The sequence below is a fragment of the Streptomyces sp. NPDC017940 genome, assembly GCF_044328435.1.
GTDB lineage: Bacteria > Actinomycetota > Actinomycetes > Streptomycetales > Streptomycetaceae > Streptomyces.
This window is the reverse complement of record NZ_JBIRHJ010000001.1, coordinates 1,052,323-1,075,826: the sequence shown is the minus strand read 5'-3', so window position 1 is coordinate 1,075,826 and position 23,504 is coordinate 1,052,323. Positions and strand designations below refer to the sequence as shown.

Sequence of the window (23,504 nt, the reverse complement as noted above, 5' to 3'; positions counted from 1 at the left end):
AGCCCATGGAAAACAGCGCAAGCAGCGCAAGCAGCGCGAGTAGCGCAACCAGCGCGAGCAGCACGCGGCGCGAGGCCACTCGGCAGAAGCTGTACGAAGCCGCCGTCACCCTCATCGCGGAACAGGGGTTCTCCGCCACGACAGTCGACGAGATCGCCGAACGGGCGGGGGTGGCGAAGGGCACGGTCTACTACAACTTCGCCAGCAAGTCGGTCCTCTTCGAAGAGCTGCTGCGGCACGGCGTGGGGCTGCTCACCGCCTCCTTGAAGACGGCGGCGGACGAGGCCTCCCAGGAGGGCGGCGGCCATGTGGACGCGCTGGACGCAATGATCCGCGCAGGGCTCGTCTTCATCGACCGCTATCCGGCCTTCACCCAGCTCTACGTGGCCGAGCTGTGGCGCACCAACCGTGCCTGGCAGTCGACGCTCATGGTGGTGCGGCAACAGGCCGTGGCGGTCGTCGAGGACGTGCTGCGCGGCGGGGTGGCCAGCGGCGAGCTGAGCGAGGAGATCGACGTCCCCCTGACGGCGGCCGCGCTCGTCGGGATGGTCCTGGTGGCGGCCCTGGACTGGCAGGCCTTCCAGTCGGAGCGCTCACTCGACGACGTGCACGCGGCGCTCTCCCGGCTGTTGCAGGGGCGGGTCAGCGGGAGGCTGGCCTGAGGGGGCGAGTCGGCGGCAGGCTGGCCTGAGGGGGCGGGTCGGCGGCAGGCTCGCCCGCGGGGGCGGGTCAGCGGAAGGCTCGCCTGCGGGGGCGGGTCAGCGGAAGGCTCGCCCGCGGGGGCGGGTCAGCGGAAGGCTCGCCCGCGGGGGCGGCGCAGGGTGGCGTGAGGCGCGGCGGGTGGCAGGTCGCCCGCAGGCGCCGTGAGGGGGTCCGGTTCACCCGATCGGCGCCTCGCGCGGCGCCGGTCCGGCGGGACCAGGTGCCCTGGTCCCGCCGGACCGGCGCTCGATGCGCTCCCCCGCACGACCCCCCGTGGTCGCCCCCCGGTCCCCCGTTCCCCCTCCCGCCGTGGGCGGGAGGAACGGCTGAGGGCGCCGCCCGTTCCGCCGCCCCGTGTCGGCGGTGCCGGTGCCGCGCCCCTTTCCGTGCCCTCACTCTCCCTTCCGCGCAGGTCGTGGCCCATCCGCGCGCGTACTCATCTCCAGCACTGAGTACGGATACTCAGGCCGGGCCGCTCACCACCGAGCCGGAACGTGCCCTACTGGTTACGATCGCGTTCGTGTCCGTACTTCCCCTGGTGTTCACCAGTGGCTGGGCCAGCGGGATCAACGCCTACGCGGTGATCCTGCTGCTCGGTGTCTTCGGGGCCACGGGTCTGTCCGACGAGGTGCCCGAGTCCTTGCAGAGCCCCTGGGTGCTGGTCACCGCGGGTGTGCTCTTCGCCTGTGAGGCCGTCGCCGACAAGATTCCCTACGTCGACTCGGTGTGGGACGCCGTGCACACCGTCGTCCGTCCGGTGTCCGGGGCGGTGGTGGGCGCGCTGCTCGCGGGGCAGAGTGGTTCGCTGCCGGATGTGGCCGCGGGTGCGATCGGCGGCTCGACCGCCCTGGCGAGCCATGCCGTGAAGGCCGGGACGCGGATGGCGGTCAACACCTCGCCCGAGCCGTTCAGCAACCTCGTCCTGAGCACCGCGGAGGACCTCGGCGTCGGCGGGGTCGTCAGCTTCGCGATGTTCCACCCCGAGGCTGCGGCGATCGTGGCGGCCGTGCTGCTGGTCGCAGGGCTCGTGCTGCTGCTCTTCCTCGCCCACCGCATCCGGCGGTTCCTGCGGCGCAGGGCACAGCGCCGCGAGGAGCGGCGCCTTGCCTCGGCGGGCAGGCGCTCACCGGGCTGACGGGACCGGACGGCCCCGGGCCGAGCGGGCCTTGGCGGCAGCGAACGGACTTGGGGCCGAGCGGCCCCCGGCCCGAGCGGCCCCCGGCGGCGCTGTCAGTGGGTGCCGATACAGTCCCTGGCATGGCACGGATTGTGGTGATCGGCGCCGGGATGGGCGCCATGACGGCCGCCGCCCGGCTGGCCGTCGCGGGCCACCGGGTGGTGGTGCACGAGCGCACGGGGACGTACGGCGGCGCGCTCGGCAGCGTGCGGCGCGACGGCTTCGGCTTCGACACGGGCCCCTCGCTGCTGCACCTGCCCGCGGTCTACCGCGATCTGTTCGTGAAGACGGGCAAGCAGCCCCTGGAGGACCGCGTCGAGCTGTCCCAGGTCGAGCCCGCCGTCCGGCACGTCTTCGCGGACGGCACGGCGGCGGACCTGCCGAACGCCTCCCGGGCAGGGGTGGGCGAGGCTTTGGACGCCGCACTCGGCGCCGGCGCGGGCGCCCGCTGGGCGGCGTTCATGAATCGCGCGCGGGAAGCCTGGGACCGCACCCGCCGCCCCCTCCTGGAGGAGCCCCTGTGGCCGAACTGGCAGGTTCTCGCCGAGCGTGAGCCCTACCCCTCGGTGGCCCACAAGCGCCTGCTGCGCCGGGAGCGGCGCGCGGTCACGCTGGCGCAGGTCGCCGAGTTCGAGCTGGCCGGCGAGCCCCGTCTGACCGCGCTCCTTGAGCACTTCGCGCTCGCCCGCGGCCTGGACCCGCGCACGGCCCCGGCGAGCGCCGCGGTGCTGCCCTACATGGAGCAGACGTTCGGTTCGTGGGCGGCGCGCGGCGGCATGCGCGCGCTCGCCACAGCGGTGTACGAGCGGTGCCTGGCCCGCAGGGTCGAGTTCGCCTTCGACTCCGCGGTGGTGCGCGTCGTGGACAAGGACGGCCGCGCGGCGGGCGTGGAGCTCGCCGACGGGTCCGTCGTGGACGCGGACTTCGTGGTGGCCGGGGTGCCCCCGCGGGCGCTGGCCGCGCTGCTGTCCGGCGGCACGGCCGCCCGGGCGCCGCAGGACGTGCCAGCCCGCTCCGGCCTGCCAAGCCGCCTCACGGTCCTGCTCGCCCTGCGCGGCGCCCGCCCGGAGGGCACACCGCACCGCACGGTCCTGCACACCGCCGACCGCGCGGACGAACTCGACCGGGTCTTCGCGACCCCCGGAACTCCGGGCGCCCCCGCACCCCAGGGCGCCCCCGCCCTGCCCGTCTCACCGACCCTGACCGTGCTGCGCCCGGACGACCCGACGGCCGTCCCGGACGCGGACCACGAGGCGGTCACGCTGACCGCCACGGTCGCGGCCGGAGCCGAGGTCACCGCAGCGGACGTCCGCCGGCTCCTGGACCGTGCGAGCACCGTGGTCCCCGGCCTGGCCGACCGGCTCCTGTGGCACGAGGTCCGCACCCCCGCGGACATCGCCGAGGCCACCGGCGCCGAGGGCGGCGCCGTCCCGCCGCCCACGCTCGCCGCCGACTCCGGGAGGCATCTGCACCCCGCCAACAGCACGGCCGTGGCGGGGCTCCACACGGTCGGCGGCTGGTCCCACCCCGGCGGCGGCCTGCCGCACGCGGGCATGTCCGGCACGCTGGTCGCCGGTCTCATCGTGGAGGGGCCGGAGTTCCGCGGATCGCAGTGAGCGAGCGCTCACGGCTTCTGTACGGCTGCGCGACGACGAGTGGCACCGGCCTCAGTACGGCTGCGCGACTGCGCGAGGCACCGCCCTCAGTACGGCTATGAACAGCTCGGCCGCTTCTGTACGGTCACGGGCGGCACCGCCCTCAGTACCGGTACTGCTGCTCCCCGCCGACCTCCGGCTGATAGCCGAACGGGTCGCCCGGGGCCCCCGGCGCCGCCTCGTCGGGGAAGGGCGGGTAGCCAGGCTGCTCGGGCGGCAGTTCCCCGCCGTACGGTGGCGCGGGCTCGCCGGTGCGCTGGTGCGGGACCCAGACGCCCCCGGGCGGGGTGTCCTGGTAGCCGCCGTAGGTGTCGCCGCCGTAGGGCGCGTAGGGCTGCGGGTCCCCGTAGGAGTCGTAGCCCGGCTGCGCGCCATAGGTCTGGGTGCCGATGTACGGGTCGGAGTAGGCGGCGTACCGCTGCTCGCCGGTCTCTCCGTACGCGAGGTGCAGCGCGTCCTGCTGCTCCGCCCCCCGGTCCGGGCCCTGGGGGTCGTACCCGGGGTACGCGGCGAAGCCGTAGCCGTCCGCGGAGGCGGGCGGGGCGTACGCCGTGTCCGCGGCCTCGCTGTAGACGCCGTACTGTGCGGTGTCGTCGGGCATGGGCTCGGGGGCGTACGCGGCGGGACCGGCGGCCGGTGACTCCGCGTCGCCGGGCGCCACCGCCTCGGGCTCGGGCACGGCCTCGTACTCCAGGTCCGAGACCTGGAGCGTCGGCTCGGGATGCGCGGCCCGCGCACCGGTGGCCTTGCGCCGCCTGCTCGCGCCCGGCTTCCCGCCGAGCGCCCAGCCCGTCGCGAAGCCGCGGCGGAACGACAGCGTCACTTGCGTCTGCCCGGTGGCGAACGCGATCGCGCCGACGGCGATGACCACCACCGACGGCATCAGCACGCCGACGACGACCCCGAGGAAGCCGACGAACGCGAGAAGCCGCCAGCGCAGCCGCGCCTTGTACTGCAACAGCACCTCGCCGAGCAGCCACAGCGCGACCGCACCGAACGCGATGTAGAGGACCGTCCAGCCCATGTACGCCCCTCTCCCCCACGGCCGCGGCCACAGGGGTACGACCGGTCAGGCCTGCTGGTGGTGCAGACCGAGGTTCTCGTAGATCTCCAGCGTCGCCGTGGAGTTGTTCAGCGTGATGAAGTGCAGCCCGGGCACGCCCTCGGACAGCAGCCGCGCACAGAACTCCGTCGCGAACTCGATGCCAATGGAGCGTACAGCGGCGGGGTCGTCTTTGGACGAGAGGATGCGCTCTTTCAGGGCGGGCGGGAAGTCCGCGTTGCTGAGCTGCGGCAATCGCTCCAGCTGACGCACGTTGGTCACCGGCATGATCTCCGGGATGATCGGTGTCCCGCACCCCGCCGCCTCGACGCGGTCGCGCAGGCGCAGGTACTCCTCGGGGTGGAAGAACATCTGGGTGATCGCGTAGTCGGCGCCCGCGCGGCACTTGTCGACGAAGTGCCTGACGTCCGACTCCCAGTCACCGGAGCGGGGGTGCATCGCGGGGAACGCGGCCACGCCCACGCAGAAGTCGCCCGACTCCTTGATGAGCCGCACCAGTTCGGCGGCGTAGTTGAGGCCCTCGGGGTGCTTGACCCAGTCGGCCATCGGGTCGCCGGGCGGGTCGCCGCGCAGGGCCAGCATGTTGCGGATACCGGCGTCGGCGTACTGTCCGATGATGTTGCGCAGCTCGGCGACCGAGTGGTCGACGGCCGTGAGGTGGGCGACCGGGGTGAGCGTCGAGTCGGCGACGATCTGCTGGGTCTCGCGCACGGTGCCCGCCCGCGTCGAACCGCCCGCTCCATAGGTCACGGAGACGAAGCTCGGCGCGACGGCCTCGACCCTCCGCAGCGAGTTCCACAGGTTCCGCTCGCCCTTGGGGGTCTTCGGCGCCGAGAATTCGAACGAGTACGTGGTCTTGCCGGTCGCGAGCATGTCGCGCACGGTGCGTGCGCGGTCAGTCCTGGTGGAAGCAGTTCCTAGGGCCATACCGGCAGGTTAGCCAGGCCCGGACGGTCCCCCAACCGCACGTTGGTCATTTGTCCTGTTAGTCGGCTTGTTGTCCACGCATCGGACACCATAGGGGGGTTGATCAAACAGCCGTACGCCCGGGAGATCTGGGTCCTCGCGTCGAAACGCCGTACGGTGGAGACCGGGCCACAGCTGCGTCCCGCGCCGGACCGAGCCGGAGCGCGCCGGGCCACGCCCGGCCGTTCCGGACCGTTCCTGCCCGTTCTTGTCAGGGGGCCGTACGCAGCCGCTTCGCGAAGTCCGCGGCGGCCGCCCCGGGGTCGTCGGCCTCCGTGAGGGCACGGACGACCACCACGCGGCGTGCGCCCGCCTCGATGACCTCGTCCAGGTTGCCCGCGTCGATGCCGCCGATGGCGAACCAGGGGCGGTCGGTGCCGAGCGAGGCCGTGTACCTGACCAGGTCGAGCCCCGGTGCGTGGCGGCCCGGCTTGGTGGGCGTCGGCCAGCAGGGGCCCGTGCAGAAGTAGTCCACGCCCTCCTGGACGGCGGCCGCGGCGGCCTCGTGCTCCGCGTGCGTGGAGCGGCCGATCAGGACCCGCTCGCCGAGGACGGCGCGGGCGGCCGGCACCGGCAGGTCGCCCTGGCCCAGATGCAGCACGTCGGCGCCGATGGCGTGGGCGACGTCCGCGCGGTCGTTCACGGCGAGGAGCTTGCCGTGCCGGCGCGCGGCGTCGGCGAAGACCTCCAGGTGTTCGAGCTCCTCGGCCGCCTCCATGCCCTTGTCGCGCAGCTGCACGATGTCCACGCCGCCCGCGAGGACGGCGTCGAGGAACTGCGGAAGGTCGCCCTGGCGCTTGCGCGCGTCCACGCACAGGTAGAGCAGCGCGTCGGCGAGCCGGGCGCGCTCGGGCGCGCCCGCCGTGTCGGTGGCCATGGAGAGGTCCCCCCGTGTCGGCGGCGTACGGGCCACGGGTGTGGCCCGTACGCCGGAAGGTTTGTTCCAGGTCAGACGGCGAGCGCCTGCGCGCGGCGCTTCACCTCCGTCCCGCGATTCTCGCTCAGGGCCTGCGCGGGGGTGCCGGGCAGGCTCGGGTCGGGGGTGAAGAGCCATTCGAGGGCCTCTTCGTCGGTGAAACCGTCGTCCCGCAGGAGCGTCAAGGTGCCGACGAGGCCCTTGACCACCTTGTCGCCGTCGATGAAGGCGGCGGGCACCTGGAGCGCGCGGTTCTCACCGCGGCGCACGGCGATCAGCTGGCCCTCCTTGACCAGCTGGCGCACGCGCGTCACCTCGACATCGAGCATCTCGGCGATGTCGGGGAGGTGCAGCCAGGCGGGGACGAGAGCATCGGTCTTTGCGTCAATCTCGGTCACGGATCAAGCGTGCCATTTCTGGCCGGGAGCCGGTAGCCGGGGTGGGGCGCCGGGGGCTCGGGGGTGCCCCCCGGGGGTGCCGGGGGCCTTGAGGTGGCCGGAAGTGATGCCTGTGCCCGCCCGTTCCACCCTCCGGGCGGATCAGCCGCCCACAGGGGGGAAGTCCCGTGCCTCTGGGAACGTCAGGCTGCGGCCTTCTTCAGGGGGATCGACGGATCCGCCGTCAGGGCCGGGTCCAGGGGAGTCGCTGCTTCGATCAGTTTGCGGGCCTGGGCGAGGTCCCGGGGGCGGCCCACCGCGAGGAGGGCGGTCAGGGCGCCGTCGCGGAGCCAGCAGACCGTCCAGGCCGGGGTCGTGGGGTCGCCGCGCCAGATCAGCTCGTCGCCGGGGGCGTGGTGGCCCGCGTACTGCACGAAGCGGCCGAACTGCTCGGACCAGAAGTACGGCACCGGGTCGTACACCGCCGGGGTCTCCCCGATGATGCGGGAGGCGACCGTGCGCGGGCCCTGGACGGCGTTGTCCCAGTGGTGCACGAGCAGCCGTTCCCCGTACCGGCCCGAGGGGAAGGACGCGCAGTCGCCGACCGCGTACACGTCCGGCGCCGAGGTGCGCAGCCGGTCGTCGGCGAGTACCTCGTGGTGGGCGCCGAGCGCGATGCCGGAGCCCGCGAGCCACGCCGTGGCGGGCCGCGCGCCGATGCCGACGACGACCGCGTCGGCCGACAGCCGGGTGCCGTCGTCGAGGAACACCGCGCCCGGCTCGACGCGCCGCACGCGCGCGCGGGTGCGCAGGTCGACGCCCGCGTCCGCGTACCAGGCCGTCATCGGGGCGGCGACCTCGGCGGGCAGGGCGCCCGCGAGCGGACGGTCGGCGGCCTCCACCACGGTCACGGCGCAGCCCGCCTCGCGCGCCGCGGTGGCGAACTCGGCGCCGATCCAGCCCGCGCCGACGACCACGACGTCGTGCCGTCCCGCCAGGACCGGGCGCAGCCGCTCGGCGTCGTCGAGGGTGCGCAGCACGTGCACGCCGGGTACGCCCTCGGAGCCGGGCAGCAGGATCGGTTCCGCCCCGGTCGCGAGGACCAGGCTGTCGTACGGGACCGGGCCCGCCCCGGTGTCCAGTTCGTGGTCGGCGGGGCGCACGCCGGTGACGTGCACGCCGAGCCGCACCTCGATGCCGAGCGCCTCGAAGTCGATGTCGAAGGCGGCGCCGTCCGCCGTGCCGAGCAGCACCGCCTTGGACAGCGGCGGCCGGTCGTACGGCGGATGGGGCTCCGCGCCGAGCACGGTGACCGCGCCCCTGAAGCCCTGCTCGCGCAGCGCCACCGCGGACTGCACCCCGGCCATGCCCGCGCCGACGATCACGACGCGGCGCCCCGCCTCCACCCGCTTCTGCTGCTCGCTCACCCGATCAACTGTAGGGCGGCGTGTCCGCGGCCGGGTACGACGGGCTTAACCCGCCCCCGGGCGACGGGCTAGGGTGGCGGTGCAGAGCACTCGCGGGAGCCCGGACGCACCGGGCTGAGAGGGAGGCTGGGACGGCCTCCGACCGTACGAACCTGATCCGGGTCATGCCGGCGAAGGGAGGGGCTGGACGCCCATGCGTTCCCATCCGAACAGTCCACTGGACCCGACCTCGACACCACTCACGCCGTCCGCGACGTCCGTGTCCGCGGCATCCGTGCCCGCGGCATCCGTGCCCGCGGCATCCGTGCCCGCGGCATCCGTGCCCGCGGCATCCGTCTCCGCGGCGTCGTCCGAAGAGGCACCGCCCCGTGACGTCCTCGTCGTCGGGGGCGGCGTCATCGGGCTCGTCACCGCCTGGCGGGCGGCCCAGCGCGGGCTGTCCGTCACCGTGGTCGACCCCGAGCCGGGCGGCGGCGCGGCGCAGGTCGCGGCGGGCATGCTGGCCGCCGTCACCGAGCTGCACTACGGGGAGCAGACGCTGCTCGGCCTGAACGTGGCCTCCGCGCGCCGCTACCCGGACTTCGCGGCCGAGCTGGCCGAGGCGGCCGGGCAGGACGTCGGCTACCGCGCGTGCGGCACACTCGCCGTCGCCCTCGACTCCGACGACCGCGCCCACCTGCGGGAGCTGCACGCCTTCCAGAAGCAGTCGGGCCTGACACCGGAGTGGCTGAACGGCCGCGAGTGCCGCCGCCTGGAGCCGATGCTCGCTCCGGGGGTGCGCGGCGGGCTGCGCGTCGACGGCGATCACCAGGTCGACCCGCGCAAGCTCGCGACGGCCCTCGTCGCGGCCTGCGAGCGGGCCGGAGTGACCTTCACGCGCGCGTGGGCGCGGGAGCTCTCGGTGGTACGGGACCGGGCCACCGGGGTCGTCCTCGGTGACGGCACCGCGCTCGGCGCAGGCCAGACGGTCCTCGCCGCGGGCAGCCTCAGCGGGCGGCTCGCCGGGGTCCCCGCCGACGTCCTGCCGCCAGTACGCCCGGTCAAGGGGCAGGTGCTGCGGCTCACGGTGCCGGAGCGGTACGCGCCGTTCCTCAGCCGCACCGTGCGGGCGGTCGTGCGCGGCAGCCACGTCTACCTCGTACCGAGGGCCGACGGCGAACTCGTGGTCGGCGCGACGAGTGAGGAGCTCGGCTGGGACACGACGGTCACCGCGGGGGGCGTGTACGAGTTGCTGCGCGACGCGCACGAACTCGTACCCGGCATCACCGAGCTGCCGCTCACCGAGACGCGCGCGGGGCTGCGGCCCGGGTCCCCCGACAACGCGCCGCTGCTCGGCCCCACCGCGCTGGCAGGGCTGCACCTGGCCACCGGCCACTACCGCAACGGCGTCCTCCTGACGCCGGTCACCGGGGACGTCATGGCGCACGCCCTGACGACGGGCGAACTGCCCGAGGAGGCGCGGGCGTTCACTCCGCGCAGGTTCACGGCGGCGCACACGCGGGGCGCGCAGGACGCCGCGGGCGCGCCAGTGCCACCTGGCGCCCCAGGCACGTCGCCGGAGGCACCGAAGCCGCCGAAACCGCCGGGGTCACCGAAGCCGCCGGAGTCACCGGACGCACCGGACGCACCGGACGCACCGGACGCACCGGAAGCACCGGAAGCCTCCCCCTCCGCACCCCACACCCCCACGAACCTCACGGAGCTGTCCGCATGACCACGCCGTTCGCCGTATGTGCCGTATCCGTCAACGGAGACGTACGAGACGTGGCCGCGGGGACCACGCTCGACGCCGTCGTCGCCGAGCTGACCGCCGCGCCGTCCGGCGTCGCCGCCGCGCTCAACGAAACCGTGGTCCCGCGCGCGCAGTGGGCCCGCACCGTGCTCGGCGACGGCGACCGCGTCGAGATCCTCACCGCCGTCCAGGGAGGCTGACCGCATGGCGGACGACCCCTTCGTCATCGGCGACCTCACGCTGTCGTCGCGGCTCATCATGGGCACGGGCGGCGCACCGAGCCTGGACGTCCTCGACCGGTCCCTCGCCGCATCCGGTACGGAGCTGACCACCGTCGCGATGCGGCGGCTCGACCCCGGGGTGCAGGGGTCCGTCCTGTCGGTCCTGGACCGGCTCGGCATCCGGGTGCTGCCGAACACGGCGGGCTGCTACACCGCGGGCGAGGCGGTGCTCACGGCGCGGCTCGCCCGGGAGGCCCTCGGCACCGACCTGGTGAAGCTGGAGGTCATCGCGGACGAGCGCACGCTGCTGCCCGATCCGGTGGAGCTCCTCGACGCGGCGGAGACGCTCGTCGACGACGGTTTCACGGTCCTCCCGTACACCAACGACGACCCCGTGCTCGCCAGGAAGCTGGAGGACGTGGGCTGCGCGGCCGTGATGCCGCTCGGCTCCCCCATCGGCTCCGGGCTCGGCATCCGCAACCCGCACAACTTCCAGCTGATCGTCGAGCGGGCCCGGGTCCCGGTGATCCTGGACGCCGGGGCGGGCACCGCGTCGGACGCGGCCCTCGCCATGGAGCTCGGCTGCGCCGGGGTGATGCTCGCGTCGGCCGTGACGCGGGCGCAGGAGCCGGTACTGATGGCGGAGGCGATGCGGCACGGGGTCCTCGCGGGGCGCCTCGCGTACCTGGCGGGCCGCATACCGCGGCGGCACTTCGCCGAGGCGTCGTCCCCCGCCGAGGGCCGGGCGGCCCTGGACCCGGAGCGCCCGGCGTTCTGAACCCGGCGCGGGCCGCGACGGTCACAGGTGTGCCGCAGTGTCGCCGCCCCGGTGCCCACGCCCCGCACCCCCGGCGCGGCGCCTCGTAGACTCCCTCCGTGGACACGACCCTCAAGGACCCCCTCGTCGGGCAGGTGCTCGACGGCCGCTACCGCGTCGACGGACGGATCGCGGTCGGCGGTATGGCCACGGTCTACCGGGCCGTGGACACCCGCCTCGACCGTGTGCTCGCCCTGAAGGTGATGCACCCGACGCTGGCGGCCGACGCCTCCTTCGTCGACCGTTTCATCCGCGAGGCCAAGTCGGTGGCCCGGCTCGCGCACCCGAACGTGGTCGGCGTCTTCGACCAGGGCACCGACGGCCCGTACGTGTACCTCGCCATGGAGTACGTGGCGGGCTGCACGCTGCGGGACGTCCTGCGCGAGCGCGGCGCCCTGCGCCCCCGCGCCGCCCTGGACATCCTGGAGCCGGTGCTCGCCGCGCTCGGCGCCGCGCACCGCGCCGGATTCGTGCACCGCGACATGAAGCCCGAGAACGTCCTCATAGGGGACGACGGCCGCGTCAAGGTCGCCGACTTCGGGCTCGTACGGGCCGTGGACTCGGTCACCAACACCACCGGCACGGTCCTCGGCACGGTCTCCTACCTCGCCCCCGAGCAGATCGAGCACGGCACGGCGGACACCCGTGTGGACGTGTACGCCTCCGGGGTCGTGCTGTACGAGATGCTGACCGGCGCCAAGCCCCACCACGGCGAGTCCCCCGCCCAGGTCCTCTTCCAGCATCTGAACGAGGACGTGCCCCCGCCGTCCGCCGCCGTACCGGGCCTCGCCCCGGAGCTCGACGAGCTGGTCGCATCGGCCACCGCCCGCAACCCCGACCTGCGCCCCTACGACGCGGTGGCGCTGCTCGGGCAGCTGCGCGAGGCCCGGGCCACGCTCGTCGACACCCAGCTGGACGCCCTGCCTCCGCTGGCCAGGGACGAGGAGCCCGACGGCCACGACAACTCCGGCGACCGTACGAGCGTCATCCCGCGCGCGGCCCGCTCCGCGCAGCCGCCCCTGCCGTCCGTGCCGGAGGACCGGGCCACGACGTCCCTGAAGGCGTACCGGCAGGACGGGCTCAGCCACACCAGCGTGCTGCGGACGCCCCCGCCGGAGCCCGCGGCCCCCGCGGCACCCGCCTCGGCGGCGCGGCGGCTGCGCGCGCGCCTGCACACCCGCCGCGGCATAACGGCGGCCATAGCCGCCGTCCTGCTCGCCCTCGGCCTCGGCGCGGGCGTCTGGTACATCAACTCCGGCCAGTTCACCAAGGTCCCGCCGCTGCTCGCGAAGACGGAGGCGCAGGCCCGCGAACGCCTCGACGGCGCTGGGCTCGACGTGGGCAAGGTCGAGCGTGCCTACAGCGCCACCGACAAGCGCGGCACGGTGATGGCGACCGACCCGGGCGTCGGTGAGCGCATCCGGCACAACGGCAAGGTGACGCTGACCGTCTCCCTCGGTGCGCAGACCGTCGAGGTGCCCGATCTGGAGGGCACCCCGCTCGACGAGGCGAAGGACAAGCTGGACGGCCTGGGTCTCGGCGCCGGCATGGTCACCAAGGACTTCAGCAGCGACGTCGACAAGGGTTCCGTGATCAGCACGGACCCCAAGCCCGGCACGGTCCGCAAGACCGGCTCGGCCGTCGCGCTCGTCGTCAGCAAGGGCGAGAAGGTCGAGGTGCGCGACGTCACCGGCGAGCCGGAGGCCGACGCCCGCGAGGAGCTGGAGGAGTCGGGCCTGAAGGTGCGGATCGCGCCGGAACGGGTCTTCTCGTCCGACGAGGACAAGGGCGAGGTCGTCGAGCAGGACCCGGTCGAGGGCACCATCCGCGCCGAGGGCGACACGGTCACCCTGACGCTCTCCAAGGGGCCGGAGATGATCGAGGTCCCGGACGTGGAGGGCATGGGCGTCGGCGACGCCAAGGACGCGCTGACCGAGGCCGGTTTCGACGTCAAGGAGGACCGCGGTCTGCTCGGCATCTTCGGCGACACGGTGAAGGACCAGTCCGTGGACCCCGGCGACGAGGCCCCCAAGGGGTCGACGATCACCATCCGGATCCGCTAGGCGTACGGACGCGCACACCCGCGTACGTCTGCGCACAACCGCGCACACCCGCGTACGTCCGCGCGGCGCGGTTCCGCCGCCCCGAGAGGGCCGGAACCGCGCCGGTCCCCGCGGCGGAACCGCCCGGGCCGGGACCACCCCGTTCCCGACCCGCCCCGCACCCGTGTCACCCTGGACAGGGTGAGCACAGAGAAGTCCCCCGCATCCCCCGACGCGTCCCCCGTCGCCGCCCGCGCCCGCCGCAACCCCGTCGGCAGCCATGTCCCCGTCGCCGGGGGTCTCGCCTCCGTGGGCCTCGCGTACGCGCGTGACATCGGCGCCGAGACCGTACAGGTCTTCGTGGCCAACCCGCGCGGCTGGGCCACCCCGCCCGGCAACCCGCAGCAGGACGAGGCGTTCCGCGCCGCCTGCGCGGACCAGGGCGTTCCCGCCTACGTCCACGCGCCCTACCTGATCAACTTCGGTTCGCACACCGAGGCGACGGTGGAGAGGTCCGTGGACTCGCTGCGGCACTCGCTGCGCCGCGGCCGGGAGATCGGGGCGCTCGGCGTCGTCGTGCACACCGGTTCGGCGACGGGCGGGCGGGAGCGCGAGGTGGCCCTGCGGCAGGTGCGGGAGCGGGTGCTTCCGCTCCTCGACGAGCTGACGCACGACGACGACCCGTTCCTGCTCCTGGAGTCGACGGCGGGGCAGGGCGCGTCGCTGTGCTCGCGGACCTGGGACTTCGGGCCGTACTTCGAGGCCCTGGACGCCCACCCCAAGCTCGGCGTCTGCCTCGACACCTGCCACATCTTCGCGGCCGGACACGACCTGACCGGGCCGAGCGGCATGAAGCAGACCCTCGACCTGCTCGTCGACACGGTCGGCGAAGGCCGCCTCAAGCTGGTGCACGCCAACGACTCCAAGGACGTGGTCGGCGCCCACAAGGACCGGCACGAGAACATCGGCTCCGGGCACATCGGCGCCGACCCCTTCCACGAGCTGATGCTGCACCCGGCGACCGAGGGGGTGCCGCTCGTCATCGAGACGCCGGGCGGCAAGGAGGGACACGCGGCGGACGTGGCCCGGCTGAAGGAGCTCAGGGACATCTGAGCCGACGTCGCGGCGGCGCGGCGCGGGGCGCTACAGCTCCGGGCCGTCGCCGGGCTCCTCCTGGTACGAGTAGCGCTGCTCGCGCCAGGGGTCCCCGACGTTGTGGTAGCCGCGCTCCTCCCAGAAGCCGCGGCGGTCGGCCGTCATGTACTCGACGCCGCGGACCCACTTGGGGCCCTTCCAGGCGTACAGCTGCGGCACCACGAGCCGCAGTGGGAAACCGTGCTCCGCGGTGAGCAGTTCACCGCCCTTGTGGGTGGCGAAGACGGTGCGCTCGGCGGCGAAGTCGGCCATGCGCAGATTCGAGCTGAAGCCGTACTCGGCCCAGACCATGACGTGGGTCGCCTGGGGCGCCGGGGGCGCGAGGGCGAGCAGGTCGCGGGCGAGCACCCCGCCCCATTCGGCGCCGAGCATGCTGAACTTCGTGACGCAGTGCAAATCGCCGACCACCGAGCTGTACGGCAGGGCCGAGAACTCCTCGTGGGTCCAGCAGTGCTTCTCGCCGTCGGCGGTGGCTCCGAAGACCCTGAACTCCCAGCGCTCGGGACGGAACTTGGGCACGGGGCCGTAGTGGGTGACCGGCCAGCCGCGCTGGAGCCGCTGCCCCGGCGGAAGATCCGGTTCCGCTACGTCCCGAGATGCGCGACTCACCGGCTGACCCATGCCTCCATCCTGACAGACCGCGGGCGGTGGACGTGACCAGGTATACGGGGATTCGGGCAACTCCTACTAAGCATGCACTTACTGGACGCCCCAGGATGCCGGTGCAAGGATGCCCGCTACCTGCCCAGTCACCCGCTTGGAAGGAGCCTCTGCGATGCAGGGCGACCCCGAGGTCATCGAATTTCTCAACGAGCAGCTGACCGCCGAGCTGACCGCGATCAATCAGTACTTCCTGCACGCGAAGATGCAGGAGAACTTCGGCTGGACGAAGCTCGCCAAGTACACCCGGTCCGAGTCGATCGACGAGATGAAGCACGCGGAGGTGCTCACCGACCGGATCCTCTTCCTCGACGGCCTGCCCAACTACCAGCGGCTGTTCCATGTGCGCGTGGGCCAGACCGTGACGGAGATGTTCAAGGCGGACCGGCAGGTCGAGGCGGAGGCGATCGACCGCCTCCGGCGCGGGATCGAGGTGATGCGCGCCAAGGGCGACATCACGTCTGCGAACATCTTCGAGTCGATCCTCGCGGACGAGGAGCACCACATCGACTACCTCGACACCCAGCTTGAGCTCGTCGAGAAGCTCGGCGAGCCGCTGTACATCGCACAGCTCATCGAGCAGCCGGACAGCTAGGCCGCCTCCGGGAGCTCCCGCTCCGCCGGCACTCCGGGCATCCCCGGGATACCGGGGATCTTGGGCAGCTCGGCCGCCGGGGCGAGCGCCACGGCCGACTCGCCCTGGTCCACGAGATCCCGCCGCGGGCAGGCGCCCCTGCCGAGCAGGGCCTGGATGCGGCGTACGCACGAACCACAGTCCGTGCCCGCCTTGCAGGCCGAAGCGATCTGCCGGGGGGTGCAGGCACCGTCCGCCGCGTGCTGCTTCACCTGCGTCTCGGTCACCCCGAAGCAGTTGCAGACGTACACGCGGTTCACCTCCCGACCAGGGTCCATGGGTAGCGCCGTACCGATTGATCGGTGAGGCTAACCTAACCTTACCCATGACCCCGGAACCGCAAAAGCCCCGGGTATGCCTGTGGGGCACGGATCACATGGATCCGTGCCCCACTGTGCTGCCCGAGGGTCTGCCCCTACTGGTCGCGGTACATCTCCGCCACCAGGAACGCCAGGTCGAGCGACTGGCTGCGGTTGAGGCGCGGGTCGCACGCCGTCTCGTAGCGCTGGTGCAGGTCGTCGACGAAGATCTCGTCGCCGCCGCCCACGCACTCCGTGACGTCGTCGCCGGTCAGCTCGACGTGGATGCCGCCAGGGTGCGTACCGAGGGACTTGTGGACCTCGAAGAAGCCCTTGACCTCGTCGAGCACGTCGTCGAAGCGGCGGGTCTTGTGCCCGGACGCCGCCTCGAAGGTGTTGCCGTGCATCGGGTCGGTGACCCAGGCGACGGTCGCGCCGGACGCGGTGACCTTCTCGACCAGCTCGGGGAGCCGGTCACGGATCTTGTCGGCGCCCATGCGGACGATGAACGTGAGCCGGCCGGGCTCGCGGTCCGGGTCGAGGCGCTCGATGTACTGGAGCGCCTCCTCGGCCGTCGTGGTCGGGCCCAGCTTGATGCCGATCGGGTTGCGGACCCTCGAGGCGAACTCGATGTGCGCGCCGTCCAGCTGCCGGGTGCGCTCGCCGATCCAGATCATGTGCCCGGAGACGTCGTAGAGGCTGCCCGTGCGCGAGTCCTCGCGGGTCAGGGCGGTCTCGTAGTCCAGGAGCAGCGCCTCGTGCGAGGAGTAGAACTCGACCGTCTTGAACTCCTCGGGGTCCGTGCCGCAGGCCCGCATGAAGTTGAGCGCGTTGTCGATCTCCCGCGCGAGCTGCTCGTAGCGCTGCCCGGACGGGGACGACTTCACGAAGTCCTGGTTCCAGGCGTGCACCTGGTGCAGGTCGGCGTAGCCACCGGTGGTGAAGGCGCGCACCAGGTTGAGCGTCGAGGCGGAGGCGTTGTACATCCGCTTCAGGCGCTGCGGGTCGGGGACGCGCTCCTGTTCGGTGAAGGCGAAGCCGTTGACGGAGTCGCCGCGGTAGGTCGGCAGCGTCACGCCGTCGCGGGTCTCGGTGGGCTTGGAGCGCGGCTTGGAGTACTGCCCGGCGATCCGGCCCACCTTCACGACCGGCACCGAGGCGGCGTAGGTGAGGACGGCGCCCATCTGGAGCAGCGTCTTGAGCTTCGCCCTGATGTGCTCGGCGCTCACGCCGTCGAAGGACTCGGCGCAGTCGCCGCCCTGGAGCAGGAACGCCTCACCCCGGGCCACGGCGCCCATGCGGGAGCGCAGCTGGTCGCACTCGCCCGCGAAGACGAGCGGAGGATACGAGCTGAGCTCGTCGACGGCGTCGCGCAGCGCCTCGGCATCGGGGTACTCGGGCTGCTGCGCCGCAGGCAGGTCTCGCCAGGTCGCGTTGATGGCGACGGCGTGGGAATCAGCATTCACGGTCACGGCGTAAACATTACGGGGTCCCGTCAAGCGACTTTGCCCCTGCTCGGTTGATGAGACGACCGGCGTTTTACCCGATGGTGCGGTGTTCTGCTATGGCACGCACCAAGTATGACCCGATGGCCCGTTCCGGTGTGGTTTCGCTGAAGGGGCTCGAATGGGTGCTTCCGGGGGTTCGCCGCACGTCAGCGGGGTGGCCGTGGTTCACACCGCGGGGAGGCAGTCCCGGCCGACGGGACAGCGGGCGAGGGCCCGTTCACCCGCGCTCGGGGCCGCGAGGGCCAGCGCGCGATGCGTACGGCGCATCGTCAGCCTGGCCATGACGGGGTGGCCGAACCGGACCACGCCCCAGTACACGCGGCTGCGCCGGGTGTCGGGGCGCGCGAACGTGCTGAGCGTGACGAACTCCTCGTCGACGAGGATCGAGGCGCGCGCCGTCAGGCCCGCGACGTCCACCCGGAGCAGCAGCTCGCCGCCCTCGCAGCCGAGCACGGGGAAGGACTCGCGCAGCATGGGGGCCCAGGCCCGCGGGTCGCGGGGCAGCCCGGGGAGCATCCGCATGCGGTACGCGTCCTGGTGGGCGGGCCGCTCCAGGGAGGCGCGGAGCAGCCGGGCCGCCGCGGGGACGGCGACGGCCTCGGGCCGGTCCCAGGCGAGGGCGTGCAGGAGCCGCACCCGGCGCGACCGGCGCACCGGGTGGGCGCAGCCGCCGGCCGCGGCCCGCTCCACGTTGTCCAGGACCTCCTCGACCATCGTGTCGTGCACGGGCCGGACGACGGTGGGCCACTGGAGCCGCTCAAGGCCCTTCGGCTCCAGCTCCATGACGTGCCGCACCCGGCAGCGCCGGGGCCCCAGCGGCTCGACGGAGATCTCGTGGAAGCCACCCGCCGCGCCGGTGCCGCCCGCCGCCCCGGTGAAGGCGAAGCGCACGCGGCGCCCGGGCTCGTACTCGGCGACCGCGTAGCGCACCGTGCCGTGGCCGCCCGCCGCGCCGACCGCGAGCGGCCCGTCGAAGGTCATGGCGGGCCAGGCCGGGGTCGGGAAGAGCGGGTCGTCCGGGCCGGAGAGCCGGTCGAGCAGCGCCCCGACGTCTTCAGCCGAAGCCTCGACGACCCGCTCGTGTGCGTTGCGCACCACACCCATCACGCACCTCCATACGCTGGCGTATGTCTGACCGTACGGTACCGTATGGTCATGGTGCAACGGCAGCGGAGGACAACGGCAACCGGCGCGCGGGGGTCCGGCGGCAAGGCCCGGCTCACCGCACGGGACTGGGCCGACGCGGCGCTCGCCGCCATCGGCGAGGGCGGGCTCGCGGCGGTCGCCGTGGAGCCGCTCGCCGCCCGGCTCGGCGCCACCAAGGGCAGCTTCTACTGGCACTTCGCGAACCGCGAGGCCCTCATCGAGGCCGCACTCGAACGCTGGGCCGAGGTCAGCACCGAGGGCACGATCGAGGAGGTCGAGGCGGAGCCCGACGTCCGGCGCCGCGTCCGGCGCCTGTTCGCCGAGGCCATCGGCTCCGCCTCCGCCGACCCCCTGGAGGTCACGCTGCTCGCGACCGCCTCGCACCCCCAGGTCGCCGCGGCGCTGCGGCGCGTCACCGAGCGCCGGGTGGCGTACGTCGCCGGGCTCTTCGCCGCCCTCGGCTTCCCCGCCGCCGAGGCCCGCCGCCGCGGTCTGCTCGCGGTCACGGTGTATCTGGGCCACGCCCAGCTCGGGCACGCCGCGCCGTCGGTGCTTCCCGGCGACGACGAGTTCGGCGCCTATGTGGACGAAGCCCTGGACGTGCTCATGGCGCGCCCCTGAGACACGCCGCCGCGTCGGCGTGCCGATGCGTTAGGGTGCGGGGCATGTTCGCGCACTCGACCCGTTCCTGGTGGTGGCCCGCTCTTCCGGCGGCCCACTGACTGCGCGTACCCACGACTCGCGAAGGCCGCCCCGAGGGGCGGCCTTCGGTGTTCCCGGATCCATTCCGGGCCGGCCGTTCCTCTCCCACCGCTCTACGGAGAAGGAACGCCAAATGGACCCGCACAACCCGCGAAGCCTGCGGAACCTGCTGACCGACGACCGCCCCTTCGCGCTGCTGCGCCGCCGCACACCCGGCCGTGACCACGGCACGGTGGAGGTCCTCGTCGGCCCGGTCACCGCCTGCGAACGCCTCGCCGACCTGCCGGAGGGGCTCGCGCTCGTGCCCTTCCGGCAGATCCGGGAGCGCGGCTTCGAGGTGACGGACGACGGCACACCGCTCACCGCCCTCACTCCCGAGGACACCTGGGAAGTCCCGCTCGAGGAGACCCTTGCGGCACTGCCCGACCACGCCGTGCACGTCACCGGCGGCGGCTTCGACGTGAGCGACGCACAGTACGCGGACACCGTCGGCCGGGTGCTGCGCGAGGAGATCGGCAGCGGCGAGGGCGCGAACTTCGTGATCCGGCGTACGTACCGGGGCGAGATCCCCGGCTTCGGGCGTGCCGACGCCCTCGCCCTGTTCCGGCGGCTGCTGCTCGGGGAGCGCGGCGCGTACTGGACGTTCGTCGTGCACACCGGGGACAGGACGCTGGTCGGCGCCAGTCCGGAGGTGCATGTGCGGATGTCGGGCGGCACGGTCGTGATGAACCCGATCAGCGGGACGTACCGCTATCCGCCCGCGGGCCCCACGGCCGACGGCCTGCTGCGCTTCCTTGCCGACGGCAAGGAGACCGAGGAGCTCTCGATGGTCGTCGACGAGGAGCTGAAGATGATGTGCACCGTCGGGGACCGGGGCGGTGTGGTGGTCGGGCCGCGCCTGAAGGAGATGGCGCATCTGGCGCACACCGAGTACGAGTTGCGCGGCCGTTCGTCCCTGGACGTCCGTACGGTCCTGAGGGAGACGATGTTCGCGGCGACGGTGACGGGGTCGCCGGTGCAGAACGCGTGCCGGGTGATCCGGCGCCACGAGGCGGGCGGGCGCGGCTACTACGCGGGCGCGCTCGCGCTGATCGGCAGGGACTCCGGCGGCGCGCAGACCCTGGACTCGCCGATCCTGATCCGCACCGCCGACGTCGACGCGGCCGGGCGGCTGCGGGTGCCGGTGGGGGCGACCCTTGTCCGGGGCTCGGACCCGGCCGGTGAGGTGGCCGAGACGCACGCGAAGGCGGCCGGGGTGCTCGCCGCGCTCGGGGTGCGCCCCGGCCGCCCCCGGCGGGAGGACACCGGGCCCGCGCTCGCCGACGACCCGCGGGTACGGGCCGCGCTCGACGCGCGCAGGGCGGGACTCTCCCCGTTCTGGCTGCGCATGCAGGAGGGAGCGCCGCCCGCCCGCACCGCCCCGGAGGGCCCGGGCACGGCGGCCGCCCCGGCCGGGCGCGTGCTCGTCGTCGACGCCGAGGACACCTTCACGGCGATGCTCGCGCACGTGCTGCGTTCGGCCGGCCTCACGGTGTCCGTGCGGCGCTACGACGAGCCCGGGCTCGCGGAGGCGGCGCGCGCCCACGAGGGTCCCGTCGTGCTCGGCCCGGGCCCCGGCGACCCCGGTGACGCCGCCGACCCGAAGATGCGGTTCCTGCGCGGCCTGACGGCGGAGCTGATCCGCGGCCACCGGCACCCGGTGCTCGGGGTGTGCCTGGGCCACGAGCTGATCGCGGCCCACCTCGGCCTCGGGATCGTCCGCAAGGAGGTCCCGTACCAGGGCGCGCAGACGACGGTCGACCTGTTCGGGCGGGCGGAGACCGTCGGCTTCTACAACAGCTTCGTGGCGCGCTGCGACGAGGAGGCGGCCGCCGGACTCGCGGCGCGCGGCATCGAGGTGAGCAGGGACCCGTCGAGCGGCGAGGTGCACGCGCTGCGCGGTCCCGGGTTCGCGGGCACCCAGTTTCACCCGGAGTCGGTGCTTTCGCTGCGGGGCCCCGCCGTCGTCGCCGAACTGCTCGGTCAGCCGATGGGCGCGGCGGGCACCAGGACGTTCTCGGAGCGGCGGCCCGCCCGGTAGTCGAGGACGTTCTGAACCGTGGTCTCGATGATCTGGCTCACGGCGTCCCGGGTGTAGTACGCCTGGTGCGAGGTGACCACGACGTTCGGGAAGGTGACGAGCCGGGCCAGGGTGTCGTCCTCGACCACCTCGAGGGACTTGTCGAGGAAGAACAGCCCTGCCTCGGCCTCGTACACGTCGAGGCCGACGCCCGTGAAGCGGCCCGCGCGCAGCTCCCGCACCAGGGCCTCGGTGTCGATCAGGCCGCCGCGGCTGGAGTTGATCAGGATCGCGTCGTCCTTCATCGCGCGCAGCGCGCTCGCGTCGACGAGGTGCCGGGTCGCGGGAAGGAGCGGCACGTGCAGGCTGATCAGGTCGGCCTCGGCGAACAGCTCCTCCTTCGCCACGTACGTCATGCCGAGCCCGGCGCACGCCGGATTGATGTCGACGTCCCAGCCGAGCAGCCGCATGCCGAAGCCGTGCGCGATCCGGGTGAACGCCTCGCCGATCCTGCCGGTGCCGAGCACGCCGACGGTCCGGCCGCGCAGGTCCCTGCCCATCAGTCCGTCGAGGCGGAAGTCGAAGTCGCGGGTGCGGTTGCTCGCGCGGACGATGCGGCGGTTGACCGCCGTCGCCAGGGTCCAGGCGAACTCCGCCACGGAGTACGGGGAGTAGGACGAGACGCGGGCCACGGTCAGGCCGAGGCGCTCGGCGACCTGGAGGTCGATGTTGTTGAAGCCGGTGGAGCGCTGGACGATCAGCTGGGTGCCGCCGGCGGCGAGGGTCTGGAGGACGCGGTTGTCGAGGCTGGCGTTGACGCTCGTCGAGACGATCTCGTAGCCGGCGGCGATGGGGGCGGTGTCCTCGTTCAGGAAGACGTCCAGGCAGCGGATGTCGTGGTGCGGGGCGAACGCCCTTTCCATGAGGGGGCGCTCGTCCGCCTGGACGCCGAAGGCGAGGATTTCCACGGTTTGCTCCCGTTTTCGGTACGTAGCCCCCTCTTGTCCCCGAATATACGTTCCCGGCCCCTCCCTCGCGGCTCTGCCACCCGCCCGGCCGTGCGGCGGCAGCGGAAGCCCTCAGCCGAAGAAGACGCCGACCTCGGTGTACAGGGCGGGGTCCACCGTCTTCAGGCGGGCGGTCGCGTCGGCGATGGGCACCCGGACGATGTCCGTGCCCCGCAGCGCGACCATCTTCCCGAAGTCCCCGTCCCGCACGGCGTCGATGGCGTGCAGCCCGAAGCGGGTGGCGAGCCAGCGGTCGAAGGCGCTGGGGGTGCCGCCGCGCTGGACGTGCCCGAGGACCGTGGTCCGCGCCTCCTTGCCGGTGCGCTTCTCGATCTCCTTGGCCAGCCACTCCCCCACCCCGGAGAGCCGCACATGCCCGAAGGAGTCGAGCGTGCCGTCCTTCAGGACCATCTCGCCGTCCTTGGGCATCGCGCCCTCCGCGACGACCACGATCGGCGCGTACGAGGCCTTGAAGCGCGAGGTCACCCAGGCGCACACCTGGTCGAGGTCGAAGCGCTGCTCGGGGATGAGGATGACGTTGGCCCCGCCGGCGAGCCCGGAGTGCAGGGCGATCCACCCGGCGTGCCGCCCCATGACCTCGACGACGAGGACCCGCATGTGCGACTCGGCGGTGGTGTGCAGGCGGTCGATGGCCTCCGTGGCGATGCCCACCGCGGTGTCGAAGCCGAAGGTGTAGTCCGTGGCGGACAGGTCGTTGTCGATGGTCTTCGGTACGCCGACGACGTTGATGCCGTACTCGTCGGTGAGCCGTGCGGCGACGCCGAGGGTGTCCTCGCCGCCGATCGCGATCAGGGCGTCCACCTCGTACTTGGCGAGGTTCTCCTTGATGCGCCGGATGCCGTTCTCGACCTTGAGGGGGTTGGTGCGCGAGGAACCGAGGATGGTGCCGCCGCGGGGCAGGATGCCGCGGACGGCCGGGATGCCGAGCTGGACGATGTCGCCTTCGAGGGGCCCGCGCCAGCCGTCGCGGAAGCCCACGAAGTCATAGTCGTACTCCTGTACGCCCTTGCGGACGACGCCCCGGATGACGGCATTGAGGCCGGGGCAGTCGCCGCCTCCGGTCAGAACTCCGACCCGCATGGAAATGTCCCTTCGCCGCGGTTGCGCTGACGCGGGCCACGCTAATGGTGATCCGCGTCACTTCGGGATGGGGCGAACGGTGAATTCCCGGACGTGGCCGAGGAGTTGCCGGGCCACGGCAGATCCGTTTTCACTCGA

General features: G+C 73.1%; 22 protein-coding genes, 1 pseudogene and 1 riboswitch. Of the genes and pseudogenes, 12 read left to right on the top strand and 11 right to left on the bottom strand.

Annotation, left to right across the window (positions count from 1 at the left end):
- Positions 1 to 5: 5 nt before the first annotated feature.
- The 3 genes from ACH4DX_RS04530 (at position 6) to ACH4DX_RS04520 (ending at position 3,495) form a co-directional block, all read left to right on the top strand.
- A complete protein-coding gene (locus ACH4DX_RS04530; protein ID WP_398117716.1) occupies positions 6 to 662 on the top strand; it encodes a TetR/AcrR family transcriptional regulator in 657 nt (218 codons plus the stop codon).
- Between the two features lie 560 nt (positions 663 to 1,222).
- Positions 1,223 to 1,837 carry a DUF4126 domain-containing protein gene (locus ACH4DX_RS04525; RefSeq protein WP_398153952.1) on the top strand — a complete coding sequence of 205 codons (615 nt, stop codon included), beginning with the start codon at positions 1,223 to 1,225 and terminating at the stop codon, positions 1,835 to 1,837.
- A gap of 122 nt (positions 1,838 to 1,959) precedes the next feature.
- A complete protein-coding gene (locus ACH4DX_RS04520; RefSeq protein WP_398153951.1) occupies positions 1,960 to 3,495 on the top strand; it encodes a phytoene desaturase family protein in 1,536 nt (511 codons plus the stop codon).
- 142 nt (positions 3,496 to 3,637) lie between these two features.
- Here the strand turns inward: ACH4DX_RS04520 and ACH4DX_RS04515 are convergent, their stop codons facing one another.
- The 5 genes from ACH4DX_RS04515 to ACH4DX_RS04495 all read right to left on the bottom strand — a co-directional run bounded on the left by ACH4DX_RS04515 (position 3,638) and on the right by ACH4DX_RS04495 (position 8,283).
- Complete coding sequence (locus ACH4DX_RS04515; protein ID WP_398117711.1) at positions 3,638 to 4,558, bottom strand: hypothetical protein; 921 nt, start codon at positions 4,556 to 4,558, stop codon at positions 3,638 to 3,640.
- A 45-nt stretch (positions 4,559 to 4,603) separates the two neighbouring features.
- On the bottom strand, positions 4,604 to 5,524 hold the full coding sequence (gene metF, locus ACH4DX_RS04510; protein WP_398117709.1) for a methylenetetrahydrofolate reductase [NAD(P)H]: 921 nt from the start codon (positions 5,522 to 5,524) through the stop codon (positions 4,604 to 4,606).
- Between the two features lie 250 nt (positions 5,525 to 5,774).
- A complete protein-coding gene (gene thiE, locus ACH4DX_RS04505) occupies positions 5,775 to 6,440 on the bottom strand; it encodes a thiamine phosphate synthase (protein ID WP_398153950.1) in 666 nt (221 codons plus the stop codon).
- 71 nt (positions 6,441 to 6,511) lie between these two features.
- Positions 6,512 to 6,877, bottom strand: a complete 366-nt coding sequence (locus tag ACH4DX_RS04500; RefSeq protein ID WP_398117705.1) for an Rv2175c family DNA-binding protein — start codon at positions 6,875 to 6,877, stop codon at positions 6,512 to 6,514.
- 182 nt (positions 6,878 to 7,059) lie between these two features.
- On the bottom strand, positions 7,060 to 8,283 hold the full coding sequence (locus ACH4DX_RS04495; RefSeq protein WP_398153949.1) for an NAD(P)/FAD-dependent oxidoreductase: 1,224 nt from the start codon (positions 8,281 to 8,283) through the stop codon (positions 7,060 to 7,062).
- 82 nt (positions 8,284 to 8,365) lie between these two features.
- Positions 8,366 to 8,479: riboswitch (TPP riboswitch) on the top strand.
- Between the two features lie 123 nt (positions 8,480 to 8,602).
- Between ACH4DX_RS04495 and thiO the strand changes: the two are divergent.
- From thiO to ACH4DX_RS04470, 5 genes and pseudogenes are all read left to right on the top strand, one after another.
- Positions 8,603 to 9,775: pseudogene (gene thiO, locus ACH4DX_RS04490) on the top strand (glycine oxidase ThiO); the annotation flags it as partial.
- Positions 9,776 to 9,993: 218 nt separating this feature from the next.
- A complete protein-coding gene (thiS, locus tag ACH4DX_RS04485; protein WP_398117701.1) occupies positions 9,994 to 10,215 on the top strand; it encodes a sulfur carrier protein ThiS in 222 nt (73 codons plus the stop codon).
- Between the two features lie 4 nt (positions 10,216 to 10,219).
- Positions 10,220 to 11,014 (top strand): thiazole synthase, encoded by a 795-nt coding sequence (locus ACH4DX_RS04480; protein ID WP_398153948.1) that lies wholly within the window; start codon positions 10,220 to 10,222, stop codon positions 11,012 to 11,014.
- Between the two features lie 98 nt (positions 11,015 to 11,112).
- Positions 11,113 to 13,116, top strand: a complete 2,004-nt coding sequence (pknB, locus tag ACH4DX_RS04475) for a Stk1 family PASTA domain-containing Ser/Thr kinase (protein WP_398153947.1) — start codon at positions 11,113 to 11,115, stop codon at positions 13,114 to 13,116.
- 180 nt (positions 13,117 to 13,296) lie between these two features.
- Positions 13,297 to 14,208, top strand: coding sequence for a deoxyribonuclease IV (locus ACH4DX_RS04470; RefSeq protein WP_398153946.1), 912 nt, complete (start codon positions 13,297 to 13,299; stop codon positions 14,206 to 14,208).
- A 30-nt stretch (positions 14,209 to 14,238) separates the two neighbouring features.
- Here the strand turns inward: ACH4DX_RS04470 and ACH4DX_RS04465 are convergent, their stop codons facing one another.
- Entirely contained in the window at positions 14,239 to 14,871 is a 633-nt protein-coding gene (locus tag ACH4DX_RS04465; protein ID WP_398117694.1) for a sulfite oxidase-like oxidoreductase, read from the bottom strand.
- 154 nt (positions 14,872 to 15,025) lie between these two features.
- Here ACH4DX_RS04465 and bfr point away from each other — a divergent pair, with 154 nt between their 5' ends.
- Positions 15,026 to 15,505 carry a bacterioferritin gene (gene bfr, locus ACH4DX_RS04460; protein WP_398117692.1) on the top strand — a complete coding sequence of 160 codons (480 nt, stop codon included), beginning with the start codon at positions 15,026 to 15,028 and terminating at the stop codon, positions 15,503 to 15,505.
- Here bfr and ACH4DX_RS04455 read toward each other — a convergent pair.
- The 3 genes from ACH4DX_RS04455 to ACH4DX_RS04445 all read right to left on the bottom strand — a co-directional run bounded on the left by ACH4DX_RS04455 (position 15,502) and on the right by ACH4DX_RS04445 (position 18,455).
- Positions 15,502 to 15,804 (bottom strand): bacterioferritin-associated ferredoxin, encoded by a 303-nt coding sequence (locus tag ACH4DX_RS04455; RefSeq protein ID WP_398118089.1) that lies wholly within the window; start codon positions 15,802 to 15,804, stop codon positions 15,502 to 15,504. The two genes, bfr and ACH4DX_RS04455, sit on opposite strands and share 4 nt — an antisense overlap.
- Positions 15,805 to 15,959: 155 nt before the next feature.
- Positions 15,960 to 17,315, bottom strand: a complete 1,356-nt coding sequence (locus tag ACH4DX_RS04450) for a class II 3-deoxy-7-phosphoheptulonate synthase (protein WP_398153945.1) — start codon at positions 17,313 to 17,315, stop codon at positions 15,960 to 15,962.
- Between the two features lie 201 nt (positions 17,316 to 17,516).
- Positions 17,517 to 18,455: a DUF2867 domain-containing protein gene (locus tag ACH4DX_RS04445; RefSeq protein ID WP_398153944.1), complete on the bottom strand. Its 939-nt coding sequence runs from the start codon at positions 18,453 to 18,455 to the stop codon at positions 17,517 to 17,519.
- Positions 18,456 to 18,506: 51 nt separating this feature from the next.
- Here ACH4DX_RS04445 and ACH4DX_RS04440 point away from each other — a divergent pair, with 51 nt between their 5' ends.
- From ACH4DX_RS04440 to ACH4DX_RS04430, 3 genes are all read left to right on the top strand, one after another.
- A complete protein-coding gene (locus ACH4DX_RS04440) occupies positions 18,507 to 19,118 on the top strand; it encodes a TetR/AcrR family transcriptional regulator (protein WP_398153943.1) in 612 nt (203 codons plus the stop codon).
- A 44-nt stretch (positions 19,119 to 19,162) separates the two neighbouring features.
- A complete protein-coding gene (locus ACH4DX_RS04435; protein ID WP_107450524.1) occupies positions 19,163 to 19,219 on the top strand; it encodes a trp operon leader peptide in 57 nt (18 codons plus the stop codon).
- Between the two features lie 113 nt (positions 19,220 to 19,332).
- The gene (locus tag ACH4DX_RS04430) at positions 19,333 to 21,279 is read left to right on the top strand and encodes an anthranilate synthase family protein (protein WP_398153942.1); all 1,947 of its coding nucleotides are present in this window, start codon (positions 19,333 to 19,335) and stop codon (positions 21,277 to 21,279) included.
- Here ACH4DX_RS04430 and ACH4DX_RS04425 read toward each other — a convergent pair.
- Positions 21,222 to 22,226 (bottom strand): 2-hydroxyacid dehydrogenase, encoded by a 1,005-nt coding sequence (locus tag ACH4DX_RS04425; protein ID WP_398153941.1) that lies wholly within the window; start codon positions 22,224 to 22,226, stop codon positions 21,222 to 21,224. The two genes, ACH4DX_RS04430 and ACH4DX_RS04425, sit on opposite strands and share 58 nt — an antisense overlap.
- A gap of 111 nt (positions 22,227 to 22,337) precedes the next feature.
- Positions 22,338 to 23,366, bottom strand: coding sequence for a 6-phosphofructokinase (locus tag ACH4DX_RS04420; RefSeq protein WP_398117681.1), 1,029 nt, complete (start codon positions 23,364 to 23,366; stop codon positions 22,338 to 22,340).
- Between the last annotated feature and the right edge of the window lie 138 nt (positions 23,367 to 23,504).

Coding starts and splice junctions, on each gene's coding strand:
- metF (WP_398117709.1), bottom strand. CDS start 5,524: ATGGCCCTAGGAACTGCTTCCACCAGGACTGACCGCGCACGCACCGTG.
- thiE (WP_398153950.1), bottom strand. CDS start 6,440: ATGGCCACCGACACGGCGGGCGCGCCCGAGCGCGCCCGGCTCGCCGAC.
- thiS (WP_398117701.1), top strand. CDS start 9,994: ATGACCACGCCGTTCGCCGTATGTGCCGTATCCGTCAACGGAGACGTA.
- ACH4DX_RS04440 (WP_398153943.1), top strand. CDS start 18,507: ATGGTGCAACGGCAGCGGAGGACAACGGCAACCGGCGCGCGGGGGTCC.
- ACH4DX_RS04480 (WP_398153948.1), top strand. CDS start 10,220: ATGGCGGACGACCCCTTCGTCATCGGCGACCTCACGCTGTCGTCGCGG.
- ACH4DX_RS04420 (WP_398117681.1), bottom strand. CDS start 23,366: ATGCGGGTCGGAGTTCTGACCGGAGGCGGCGACTGCCCCGGCCTCAAT.
- ACH4DX_RS04520 (WP_398153951.1), top strand. CDS start 1,960: ATGGCACGGATTGTGGTGATCGGCGCCGGGATGGGCGCCATGACGGCC.
- ACH4DX_RS04445 (WP_398153944.1), bottom strand. CDS start 18,455: ATGGGTGTGGTGCGCAACGCACACGAGCGGGTCGTCGAGGCTTCGGCT.
- ACH4DX_RS04465 (WP_398117694.1), bottom strand. CDS start 14,871: ATGGGTCAGCCGGTGAGTCGCGCATCTCGGGACGTAGCGGAACCGGAT.
- bfr (WP_398117692.1), top strand. CDS start 15,026: ATGCAGGGCGACCCCGAGGTCATCGAATTTCTCAACGAGCAGCTGACC.
- ACH4DX_RS04430 (WP_398153942.1), top strand. CDS start 19,333: ATGGACCCGCACAACCCGCGAAGCCTGCGGAACCTGCTGACCGACGAC.
- ACH4DX_RS04515 (WP_398117711.1), bottom strand. CDS start 4,558: ATGGGCTGGACGGTCCTCTACATCGCGTTCGGTGCGGTCGCGCTGTGG.
- ACH4DX_RS04530 (WP_398117716.1), top strand. CDS start 6: ATGGAAAACAGCGCAAGCAGCGCAAGCAGCGCGAGTAGCGCAACCAGC.